This window comes from Caballeronia mineralivorans PML1(12), assembly GCF_001028175.1.
Classification (GTDB): Bacteria; Pseudomonadota; Gammaproteobacteria; order Burkholderiales; family Burkholderiaceae; genus Caballeronia; species Caballeronia mineralivorans.
Genome location: NZ_AEJF01000229.1, coordinates 86,158 through 97,422 on the forward strand (window position 1 = coordinate 86,158; position 11,265 = coordinate 97,422).

Genomic DNA, 11,265 nt, shown 5'->3' on the forward strand with positions numbered 1-11,265 from the left:
GATCGAAAGGAGACACAGTGGACCAGTTCGACGGCAAGGTGGCCGTGATCACGGGCGCCGGCAGCGGATTTGGCCGCGAGTTCGCCTTGAAGGGCGCGGCGCTTGGCATGAAGCTCGTGCTCGCCGATGTCGATGTGAAAGGCCTCGCGGAAACGGTCGAGATGGCGCGCGGTTCGGGCGCTGAAGCGCTCGGTGTGCCTACGGACGTCTCCGATGCAACGCAGGTCGACGCCCTCGCACGCGCCACCATCGATGCATACGGCGCCGTGCATCTGCTCTTCAACAACGCGGGCGTCGGCACGGGCGGCTTCGTCTGGGAAAGCAGCGCGAACGACTGGGCGTGGGTGTTCGGCGTCAACGTAATGGGCGTCGCGAACGGCGTGCGCGCGTTCACGCCGTTGATGCTCGCGCAGAACGAACCCGCGCATATCATCAACACGGCGTCGGTGGCGGGTTTGCTGTCGGCGCCGGGGATGGGCGTCTATAACGCATCGAAACATGCGGTCGTCGCGTTGACGGAGACGCTGTATCACGACTTGAAGATTGTCGGCGGGCCGGTGGATTGTTCGCTGCTGTGCCCGGCATTCGTGCCTACAGGCATTGCAAACGCCGAGCGGGTGCGGCCCGAGGGCTTGCGCAACGATGAACCGCTGACGGCTTCGCAACGCACGGCCGGCCAGCAGCTCACCAAGGCAGTGGAGGGCGGCAAGTTGAGCGCGAAACAGGTAGCGGAATTGACCTTCGAGGCCGTGCGCGAACGGCGGTTTTATGTGCTGACGCATCCGAAGATTCTGGCGTCGGTGCAACTGCGTTTCGATGACATCACGCAACTGCGCAATCCAACCGATCCGTTGTCGTTGAAGCCTGAGGTGAAGACGCGGACGTAGGGTGATGGTGAATTGACGCCGGCCTTATGTCATCATCGCGAACTTTCAACGCCAGTCACTGCCCATGCCGCTGAATCCCGCCGTTGCACAGGTACTCGAACTCATCGCGAAGGCCAAGCGGCCGCCGTTCCATACGCTTGAGCCAACTGCCGCGCGGGCTTCCTACGAGCGCAGCGCGCTGATCCTCGACATCGCGCCGGCAGAGATGTTCAACGTTCACGAATTCAACATCCCCACGCGCGATCACGCATCCATCCGAGCGCGCCTCTATTACCCTGTCGAACCCAACTGGGCCGCACCTACACCAACGCTGGTCTACTTCCACGGCGGCGGTTTCATGGTCGGCAGCATCGATACCCACGATTCACTGTGCCGACGCCTCGCCGCTGACTCCGGTTGCGCGGTGGCATCGGTCGATTACCGGCTCGCACCCGAGCACAAGTTTCCAACCGCCGTGCACGATGCCTTCGACGCCCTCACGTGGGTCCACGCACAAGCGCCGTCGCTTGGCCTGGACAGCACGCGTTTCGCGGTCGGCGGCGACAGCGCGGGCGGCACGCTAGCCACCGTGTGCGCATTGCTCGCACGCGATGCCGGCATCGCACTACGCCTCCAGTTGCTGATTTATCCCGGCGTAAGCGCGCGGCAGGACACGCAATCTCATGCGCAATTTGCCGAGGGTTTCGTGTTATCGGCGAGAACTATCCAGTGGTTTTTCTCGCACTATCTACGCAACGATAAAGACCGCGACGACTGGCGTTTTGCCCCGCTGGATGCGCGTGGACCCATGCCGGATTTCACCGGCGTTGCCCCTGCGTGGATCGCCGCCGCCGATCACGATCCGCTCTTCGACGAAGACATAGCGTATGCGGCCAAGCTCGAAAGGGCAAACATCCCGGTCGAATTGATCCGCTATGAAGGCATGACGCACGAGTTCTTCAAGATGGGTGGTTTCGTGCCGGAAGTGGCGAAGGCACATACGGACGCAGTAAATGCGTTGCGCCGATACCTGGACGTCAGTGAGGGCTAGAGAGGGGCGGCAAAAACTTTACGCGCACAAAGTTTCGCTCGAAAGTCCTAAGCCACCCGCACGATCGTGAACGCATCGCTTCGTTTGAACGCACCGGGGCGTTTGATCTGATGTGAACCGTCGTCGTCGCTGAGTTCTTTGATTTGCAGCGTCAATTCGCCGTCGACGGCCGCTACCCGCAGGGCAGTCGTACTGCGCGTGCCATAACCTTCCGCCTCGATAAACGCCGCCGACAACACGCGCTCACGCTCAAGCGAGAGACCGGTGGACGGCAGCAGGTGGTCATCGGCGAGTTGAGGGTTGCGCATGGTCTCGATCAACTGGTCCAGCGACGGCCTCTCGTCGACATGAACCAGGTCTCTTAGTGCCTCGCGTTGCGCGACGAGCTTGGGCCAAGGTGTGTCGAGCAGACTATTCGACAGCCCGTGAATGCCCGCGTCGAGCAGCGAAGGCGGGGCATCGGCGCGATTACCGTACCAGGCGAGTTCACGCCGCGTAAAGTCGCCGACAATCAGATTGAAGCCGTTGTACAAATGCCCGTCGCGCGCTACGGCGTCCAGATAGGCCATCGGCGCGACCGGTTCACTGGATAAAAAATCACTGACCAGCGTGCCGCGAGTGGGCGCGTTGGGCCGCATTTCCGCGGGCGCCCGATAATTCGTCAGCGCAGCAAAACGGCCATCGCGCGTGACGCCAAGCCAGGTTCCGCCGCCCGTGAGATCGCGTCCAGCTAGCACGCCCGGTGCGTTTTTCCACCAGTGCAACGGCTCGGTTTCGCGATGAAAAAACTCGTCGCGATTGGCGGCGAGTGTGAGCAACGGACGGTCAAACCCCGACGACACCGCGTCCAGTTGCCAATCGAAGACAATCAGGCACATGAGCGAACCGTCCGCGATAAGTCAGGCTTCGCTCGGCAGCGCATACGGCAGCGGCGAAAATTTGAGCGTTGGGCCATCGGCTGCCCCGACGTGCACCGAGCCCTGATCCAGCGCCGCGAGCTTGATTTCAACCAGCGCATCCACGCCGCCTTCGGGCGCGGGCGCTACGTTGACCACGAGGCCGCAAGGCTGGCCGGGGTCGTCGGAGTGGAACAGTTCGTCTCCGGGTTTAGCGGCATCGGCATGAGCGAGTGACGTCCGCCGCTTGATCGTGCCGCGATATTGGCTGCGCGCGACAACCTCCTGCCCCGGATAACACCCTTTCTTGAAATTGACGCCGCCGAGCACATCGAAGTTGACCATCTGCGGGACGAATTGCTCCGCAGTCGCGTGCGTGATGCGCGGCTCGCCGGCGTGAATGTCGAGCCAGTCCCATAGCTCGGCCGGCGCGCGCGTCAACTGGTTCTCCATCGCGGCGAGGCGCGCTTCGACTTCGGCTTTCGGGCCAACCCACAAAAAGCGCGGCCGGCCTGCGGCATCGGGGACGCGGATCAGCGAGCCCAGCGGACCGTCCACTTTCACATGCACGCCGTCAGGCATGGCGTCGAACAGATGGGACAGCGTCTTGCGGACATCGCCGGCAAAACCGACGGCGGCGAGCGACGGCGTCGCATCGACGAGCTTCGCTTTCGCGCGCATCACGAACATCGACAAGCGTTTTTGCACCGATACCTGCACGTCGGCGGCGAGCATCAACCGCACTGCGTCACCGCAGCGCCACATCAGGAACGACGCCAGCAAGCGGCCTTTCGGCGAGCAATAACCAGCCAGACGCGCCGTGGATGCATCGAGATGCTGGACATCACTCGTCAATTGCGTGTGAAGGAAAGCGGCGGCGTCGTCGCCGGTGGTGTCGATGATGCCGAACTGCGTCAGCGGCACGAACACGCCTGCATGAAGGACGGCATCGAAAGGGGATGAAAGCGATGAGACGGTCGGGGAATTCATGAACCTGACTTTGACGGATGCGAACAAAGTTATTATATGGGTCTAATCCCGAGCGTGTTTCGCATGTCCCTTTTAAAGAAATGTTTGATCGCGGCTGTCGTCGCGGTCGTGGTTGCCGGTGCGCTCGTTGCGGGCATGCTCAAGTGGGCGAACAGCCCGGTCGACCTGGCCTCACCTGAACTCGACATCACCATCAAATCCCACAGCACGCTGCGCAGCGTGGCCCTCCAGCTGGACCGCGGCGGCGCGCACGTCCAACAGCAGTTGTTCGTGCTGATGACGCGCGCGCTCGGTCTTTCTGCGCAGCTCAAGTCCGGCAACTACGCGTTCAAGACGGGCATCACGCCGTATGAGATGCTGCAGAAAATTGCCCGCGGCGACGTCAACGAGTACGTGGCGACGGTGATCGAAGGGTGGACGTTCCAGAAAATGCGCAACGAACTGGACAGCAATCCGGCGCTGCAGCACGACACCGCCGGCATGACCGACACCGATTTGCTGAAGGCGATCGGCGCGCCGGACGACGTGATTGCGCGAGCGAGCGCGGAAGGCCTGTTTTTCCCCGACACCTATCTCTTCGATAAAGGCACCAGCGATATCGCCGTCTATAAACGCGCGTACAAGCTGATGCAGCAGCGCCTGAGCGAAGCCTGGAATACCCGCGCGCAGAATCTGCCGTACAAGACGCCGTATGACGCACTGATCATGGCGTCGATTGTCGAAAAGGAAACCGGGCACGCTGCCGACCGGCCGCTGGTCGCGGCCGTGTTCGCCAACCGGTTGCGCATCGGCATGCCGCTGCAGACGGACCCTTCGGTGATCTACGGCCTGGGCCCTGCCTACGGCGGCCGGCTGCACAAAAAAGATCTGCAAACCGACACTCCGTACAATACCTACACGCGCATGGGCCTTCCGCCCGGTCCGATCGCGCTGCCGGGCGTCGCGGCGCTCGCGGCGACGGTCAATCCTGCGTCCAGCACGGCACTCTATTTCGTGTCGCGCGGCGACGGCAGCAGCTTCTTTTCAGACAATCTCGGCGACCACAATCGGGCCGTCGACAAGTACATCCGGGGTCAATGATGGTGCGCGGCAGATTCATTACGTTTGAAGGCATCGACGGGGCGGGTAAAACGACGCACCTCGCGTGGTTTCGTCAGCGCCTGGACGAAAAAATCGCATCGACGGGCCGCTCGGTCGTGATCACGCGCGAACCCGGCGGCACGACGCTGGGAGAAAGCCTGCGCGACTTGTTGCTCAATCAGCCGATGGACCTCGAAACCGAAGCGCTGCTGATGTTCGCCGCGCGCCGGGAACATCTGGCCCAGATCATTGAGCCGGCGCTGGCCCGGGGGGACTGGGTCCTGTCGGATCGTTTCTCCGATGCCACCTTCGCCTACCAGGGCGGCGGCCGCGGTTTGCCGCGCGACAAGCTCGAAGCGCTGGAGCGGTGGGTGCAGGGCGGTTTTCAGCCGGACCTGACCGTGCTCTTCGACGTGCCGACGAACGTAGCCAGCGAACGGCGCGGCGCGGTCCGCTCGCCGGACAAGTTCGAGAGTGAATCCGATTCGTTTTTCGGGCGCACGAGGGCCGAGTATTTGCGGCGAGCCGCGGAGTCGCCTGAACGGTTTGTGATAATCGACGCTACGCAGTCGATTATCGATATACAGAAACAACTTGAGAAAGTTATCGCAAATATTTGATTTTTATAAATATACTTGAACATAGAAACTACTTTAAGTCTCCGTGCCCGAAGGCTCTTGATCGTTAAAGCAGCGCCATACCGATCTCGAAAAAACTTCAAATATTGTCAACAAGTATTTGAATTCATTGAATTTCACTTGCAAGTTAAAGTAAATTGAAACTTGCAGGATTGCGTCGCAAACATCTGATCCAAAAGACTTTTCATGATCTATCCGTGGCAAACCGATGACTGGTCCCGTCTTGAGCAACTGCGTGCAAGCTGGCCGCACGCGCTGCTCCTGCACGGCCGCGCGGGTATCGGCAAATTGCAGTTCGCGCAGCATCTTGCTCAAAGCCTGCTCTGCGAATCGCCGACTGAAACGCGCGAACCGTGCGGACATTGCGTTGCCTGCCTGTGGTTCAGCCAGGGTAACCATCCCGACTATCGCGCGCTGCTGCCGGAGGCGCTCGCCGGCGAATTGATCAGCGACGACAAGGTGGCGGACACCGAGGACGGCAAGAAATCGAAGGTGCCGAGCAAGGAGATCAAGATCGATCAGGTGCTCGGACTGATGAATTTTTTTAGTATCGGTTCGCATCGCGGCGGTTTGCGGGTCGTGCTGGTGTATCCGGCCGAATCGATCAACGTGTTCGCCGCGAACGCGCTGCTCAAGACGCTCGAAGAGCCGCCGGCCGGCGTGGTATTTATCCTCGTGACAGCACGCATTGACCGCTTGCTGCCGACGATCATCAGCCGCTGCCGTCAATGGCCGATGAGTCTCCCAGCCACCGAGCCCGCCATTGCGTGGCTGGCGCAGCAGGGCGTCGAGCGTCCGGCGGCTTTGCTGGCGGAAGCGGGCGGTGCGCCACTGACTGCACTCGCGCTCGCCACCGATGAAAATCGCGCGCTGCGCGATTTCGCGCTGGCACAACTGGCCGCCGGTCCCGCTTGCGATGCTTTTGCATGCGGCGAAAACCTGCAGAAGCTGGCGGTGCCGATGGTGCTCGGCTGGCTCCAACGCTGGCTTTACGATCTGCTCGCTCAGAAAACGGCGGGGCGGCCGCGCTACTTTCCGGCGGCATCGAAGGCGCTCGAGCGCTGCGCCGCGCAGATCGATACCGAGCGTTTTGCCCGCTTTCAAAAGATGGTGACGCGGCAACGCGCGGTGGAAAATCATCCGCTGAACGCGCGACTGGTCTTCGAGGAACTGTTCCTGGGCTATCGCGACGTGTTTAACACCGCCTGATTAGCGACTCACTTTTTTGCACACGAACACACTATGAAACCCAATTTCCGCGACGCTACGCTCGACGATCTCCCCGGCATCGTGGCCATCTACAATTCCACGGTGCCGTCGCGTCTCGTGACCGCCGATCTGGAGCCGGTCACGGTCGAAAGCCGGCTCGCGTGGTTTCACGCTCACGGCCCGCAGGCACGCCCGCTATGGGTGGTCGAAGAAAACGGCACGGTGGTCGCGTGGCTGAGTTTTTCCGATTTCTACGGCCGCCCAGCCTATCTGCGCAGCGCGGAAGTCAGCATTTATCTCGCTGAAAGCGTGCGCGGCAAGGGGCTTGGGAAGCAGTTGCTGCAAGCGGCGCTGGAACGCGCGCCGGCATTGGGTATCAATACACTGCTGGGATTTATCTTTGGCCATAACGAACCGAGCCTGCGCCTGTTCAAGGGCTTCGAATTCCAGACGTGGGGTACGCTGCCGCGCGTCGCGGTGCTGGATGGCGTTGAACGAGACCTCGTGATCCTCGGCCGACGCCTTGGCTAGAGACTCAGCCCAACCCGCTTTAACGGAACCCCCATGTTCGTCGATTCGCATTGCCACATCAATTTCGAAGGCCTGGCCGACCGTCTCCCCGAAGTGCTCGACAAGATGCGTGAGCTGAAGGTGACGCATGCGCTGTGCGTGTCGGTGGATCTGGAAACGCTGCCTTCCGTGCTGAAGATCGCCGAGGAAAACGAGCACATCTACGCGTCGGTTGGCGTACATCCCGATCACGAGGACGCGCGTGAACCAAGCGTGGCCGATCTCGTGGAACTGGCGCGGCACCCGAAAGTGGTCGCTATCGGCGAGACGGGGCTGGATTATTACCGCTTGGAAGGCCGCAGCATCGCCGATATGGAATGGCAGCGCGAACGTTTCCGCACGCATATTCGCGCGGCGCATGCGACCGCGAAGCCGCTAATCATCCACACGCGTTCGTCGTGGGAAGACACCTTGCGGATCATGGCCGAGGAACGCGCGAGCGTGCCGGGCGGCGTGATGCACTGCTTCACCGAACCGTGGCACGTCGCCGAGGCGGCGCTCGCGCAGGATTTTTACATTTCGCTGTCGGGCATCGTGACGTTCAAGAGCGCGAAAGAGGTGCAGGACGTCGCGGGACGCGTGCCGCTCGAGCGTTTGCTGATCGAGACCGACTCGCCGTATCTCGCGCCGGTGCCGTATCGTGGGAAATCGAATGAACCTGCGTACGTAAGTTATGTCGGACGCTTCATCGCGCAATTGCGCGAGATGCCGGAAGACGCGCTGGCCGCCGCCACCACGCGTAACTTTTTTACGCTGTTCAAGATCCCGCAGCCGGCCGGTCACTGAGCCCGCAACGGTCGTGCTTGAACGCTTGTTTGACTGACTATTAGAACGTTAAGTAATCCCCAAGGAACACATGCTTACATTTTCGACGGTTTCCTCTTCGACCACTTCAACGCCCTCGGCTAATCAAACCGCCTTGCTGAGCAAAACGTGGCGGACCTTCGTGACGGGCCTGGTGCTGACGGCCGCCGCCATCGCGCAACCGGCCTTCGCCGCGCCCGCCGATTCAATGATCAAGGCCGTAAAGTTCGACGACGTTTCGGCCGTTAAAAAGCTATTGGCGCAGGGCGTGGACCCGAATCTGGTCGATAACACCGGCGCGCCGCTGCTCGTCATCGCAGCGCGGGAAAAGTCGGACAAGGTCGGCAAGCTGCTCGCCGACAACCCGAACATCGACCTTGAAAAGCTGGATTCCGCTGGTGAAAACGCGATGATGCTGGCCGCGCTCAACGACGACCTGAACTTCGTGAACATGCTGATCGCGAAGGACGCGGAGGTGAACAAGAAGGGCTGGACGCCGCTGCACTACGCCGCGACCAACGGTCACGACGACGTGGTCAAGGTGCTGCTCGACCATTCGGCTTACATCGATGCAGGTTCGCCCAACGGCACGACCCCGCTGATGATGGCGGCGCGCGGCGGCCATTTGTCGACGGTCAAGTTGCTGCTCGATGAAGGCGCCGACTTGCGGGTGAAGAACCAGATTGGCCTGACGGCGGTGGATTTCGCGAAGCAATATCACGAAAAAGACGTGGCGGAAGGGCTGGCGGCGCGGCTTGCATCGATGCAAAACCAAGGTGCAACGGGCGCATCCGGGGTCCCGCAAACCGGTACAAACAGTGCAAAATGACGCTCGCGCGGCGAGGAACCTGACTCAGGTCTGACGCAAGTCTGATGCAAGTCCGACTGACAACAACAGGTCCCGTCCGCGCGATACGAGGAACAGCGAGCAACTATCCGGGGAACTGCGAGCCCAGGGAGGGCGTCACTCAGGGTGCGCTCGCTGAAAAGCCGGGCTTTGGCCAATAAAAACGCGCTGTTTTCAATAGCGTTTCCGGGCCGGCCCGCAACCGCCAACATAAGAAAGGATCATCATGCAGCGGGTTTTTGTCATGGCCAGTGTGCTCGTGTTTCCGCTCAGCGCGGCCGCGTTCACGGGCAACGATCTGAACATGCTTTGCACCAAGACGGACACGGCCTCGCGCAGCGCATGCGCGGCTTACATAGAAGGTGCCGCCGACGGCATCTACAACACCATCGAAGCCATTGGCGGTACGTCGGGACCGCAGGTGGGCCAGTATTTTTGCCTGCCAGTCGATGTCAAACCCCAGGAACTGACGGACGCAGTGCGCAAGTTCATCGCCGACAATCCCGCGCGCAGCAACTTCAACGCTACGACCATGGTGTCGCTCGGGCTCGGCAAGGCTTTTCCCTGCAAGGCTGACAAGTAAGCCGCGGCCTGAAGTGACAGGTTCGTTCATGCCGCGCGCCGGTTCATCGGCTGGCGCCGGCGTGTCCCATGCTGTCATGCAATAGAATAGTCATCTCATCATGCGCCACGCTGGTCAGGTCGACCGGCCGTTGGCGCCGCTGCGCCCAAGGCGCAACCGGGTTTCTCACCATCCCGCGTCGTATGCATCTCTCCGATATCACCGTTCAAGGCTGATTCCACGACGACGATGATCTCTTTCGACTCCTTCGGGCGGATCGCTTCCGCCCCGCTCAATTCCTGGCCCGGCACGTTCGTCGTGGCGGCGCTCGCCGTGGTGTTTGCGATCGGCGCGCATTGGATCGGCGCGCGAATCCTGGTGCGGATTGCGCGGCCGTATCCGTTGATGAGCGTGGTATTGCGCTTTGTCGACAACCCCGCGCTCGCGCTGCTGATCATTCTCGCGCTGGGTTTCGTGGTGGTCGAAGCACCCGATACGCTGCCGTTCGCCGCGGCACTGCGCGACTTGCTTACCGTACTCCTGATCGTCGCGCTGACCTGGCTTGCCGTGCGTTCGGTGGGCGCGGTGGCCGAGGCGCTGGTGCAGGCCCATCCACTCGATAGCCAGGACAATCTGCAAGCGCGCCGGATTCACACGCAGGCACGCGTGCTGGCGCGGTCGGTGATGGTGGTGATCGTGATCATCGGCTTTGGCGGCGCGCTGATGACATTTCCCGCCGTGCGGCAGGTTGGCGCGAGCTTGCTGGCGTCGGCTGGCGTGGCGGGACTGGTCGCCGGTATCGCGGCGCGACCGGTGCTGGGCAATTTGATCGCGGGATTGCAGATCGCGCTGTCGCAGCCCATCCGGCTCGACGATGTGGTGGTGATCCAGGGCGAATGGGGGCGGGTGGAGGAGATCACCGGCACCTACGTGTCCATTCGCATCTGGGACCAGCGGCGTTTGATCGTGCCGCTGCAATGGTTTATTGAGAATCCGTTCGCGAACTGGACGCGCAACAATTCGCAGATCATTGGCACCGTATTTTTCTACGTCGATTACCGCATGCCGGTCGCGCCGTTGCGCGAAGAACTCGAACGCATTTTGCAGAGCGCGCCGGAGTGGGACAAGCGCGTGCAAGTCTTGCAAGTCACCGACGCCACCGAAAAGTCCATGCAGATTCGCGTGCTCGTCAGTTCGTTCGATTCCGGCTTGAACTTCGATCTTCGATGCCGCGTGCGCGAGGGTCTGCTGAACTTCGTGCAATCGACGTATCCGCAGTTCCTGCCGCGGACGCGAGCGGATTTCTCACCGGAAGGCGAGCACGTCGACTTTGCCCCGCCGCTTGAACGCGGCGTGGCGGATGGCGCAAACGCCACAAACGCCACAAACAGAGCGATCAGGCCGCCGGCATCGAGCCGGACAGCCAATACGGAAGCCGATCCGGTGGCAAGCCGGGGAGAGCGTTACGGACCGGATGCATCGGCGCATTCGGCGGCGACCACGGCCCCGAACGCACCTGCCGGCACTGCGGCCAAACCGGCGGAACGGCGTTGAGGAAATGCCGTGGCATCGAGATTGCGGGCAGATTGCGGGCAAGCTCATGAAGCGAAAGTACGCGGCCACGGAAAACCCGAAACGCGACAAACCTTGAATTGAGATTGAACAAATGCCCGCGCATTCCCCCCTGCTCGAGCGGGCAGGTTTGGCTTTTCCCTTGGTTGCCGATTTTTGAGCGTGCGCCTCAGTGCCCGA

Annotated in this window: 12 protein-coding genes; 10 read left to right on the forward strand and 2 right to left on the reverse strand. The window is 61.4% G+C overall.

From position 1 onward, the window contains the following. The first annotated feature begins 17 nt into the window (after window positions 1–17). Together EOS_RS37630 and EOS_RS37635 are read left to right on the forward strand one after the other, a co-directional pair. The gene (locus tag EOS_RS37630; RefSeq protein WP_047897292.1) at window positions 18–887 is read left to right on the forward strand and encodes an SDR family oxidoreductase; all 870 of its coding nucleotides are present in this window, start codon (window positions 18–20) and stop codon (window positions 885–887) included. A gap of 64 nt (window positions 888–951) precedes the next feature. After that, window positions 952–1,917, forward strand: coding sequence for an alpha/beta hydrolase (locus EOS_RS37635; RefSeq protein ID WP_047897293.1), 966 nt, complete (start codon window positions 952–954; stop codon window positions 1,915–1,917). Between the two features lie 47 nt (window positions 1,918–1,964). Here the strand turns inward: EOS_RS37635 and EOS_RS37640 are convergent, their stop codons facing one another. Both EOS_RS37640 and ygfZ read right to left on the reverse strand, forming a co-directional pair. Further along, window positions 1,965–2,795 (reverse strand): NRDE family protein, encoded by an 831-nt coding sequence (locus EOS_RS37640; protein ID WP_047897294.1) that lies wholly within the window; start codon window positions 2,793–2,795, stop codon window positions 1,965–1,967. Between the two features lie 21 nt (window positions 2,796–2,816). Next, window positions 2,817–3,803, reverse strand: coding sequence for a CAF17-like 4Fe-4S cluster assembly/insertion protein YgfZ (gene ygfZ / locus EOS_RS37645; RefSeq protein WP_047897316.1), 987 nt, complete (start codon window positions 3,801–3,803; stop codon window positions 2,817–2,819). Between the two features lie 63 nt (window positions 3,804–3,866). On the opposite strand from ygfZ, the gene mltG reads away from it, so the two are divergent. From mltG to EOS_RS37685, 8 genes are all read left to right on the forward strand, one after another. After that, window positions 3,867–4,883 (forward strand): endolytic transglycosylase MltG, encoded by a 1,017-nt coding sequence (gene mltG, locus EOS_RS37650; RefSeq protein WP_047897295.1) that lies wholly within the window; start codon window positions 3,867–3,869, stop codon window positions 4,881–4,883. Next, window positions 4,883–5,503, forward strand: coding sequence for a dTMP kinase (gene tmk, locus EOS_RS37655; RefSeq protein ID WP_047897296.1), 621 nt, complete (start codon window positions 4,883–4,885; stop codon window positions 5,501–5,503). Before mltG ends, tmk begins: the two co-directional genes overlap by 1 nt. A gap of 204 nt (window positions 5,504–5,707) precedes the next feature. Further along, window positions 5,708–6,730, forward strand: a complete 1,023-nt coding sequence (locus tag EOS_RS37660; RefSeq protein WP_047897297.1) for a DNA polymerase III subunit delta' — start codon at window positions 5,708–5,710, stop codon at window positions 6,728–6,730. A 33-nt stretch (window positions 6,731–6,763) separates the two neighbouring features. Next, window positions 6,764–7,261: a GNAT family N-acetyltransferase gene (locus tag EOS_RS37665; protein ID WP_047897298.1), complete on the forward strand. Its 498-nt coding sequence runs from the start codon at window positions 6,764–6,766 to the stop codon at window positions 7,259–7,261. 33 nt (window positions 7,262–7,294) lie between these two features. Further along, window positions 7,295–8,086, forward strand: coding sequence for a TatD family hydrolase (locus EOS_RS37670; protein WP_047897299.1), 792 nt, complete (start codon window positions 7,295–7,297; stop codon window positions 8,084–8,086). Window positions 8,087–8,156: 70 nt separating this feature from the next. Further along, complete coding sequence (locus EOS_RS37675; RefSeq protein ID WP_047897300.1) at window positions 8,157–8,933, forward strand: ankyrin repeat domain-containing protein; 777 nt, start codon at window positions 8,157–8,159, stop codon at window positions 8,931–8,933. A 244-nt stretch (window positions 8,934–9,177) separates the two neighbouring features. Beyond that, a complete protein-coding gene (locus EOS_RS37680) occupies window positions 9,178–9,534 on the forward strand; it encodes a Rap1a/Tai family immunity protein (RefSeq protein ID WP_047897301.1) in 357 nt (118 codons plus the stop codon). Between the two features lie 228 nt (window positions 9,535–9,762). Next, a complete protein-coding gene (locus EOS_RS37685) occupies window positions 9,763–11,067 on the forward strand; it encodes a mechanosensitive ion channel family protein (RefSeq protein ID WP_047897302.1) in 1,305 nt (434 codons plus the stop codon). The last annotated feature ends 198 nt before the right edge of the window (window positions 11,068–11,265 follow it).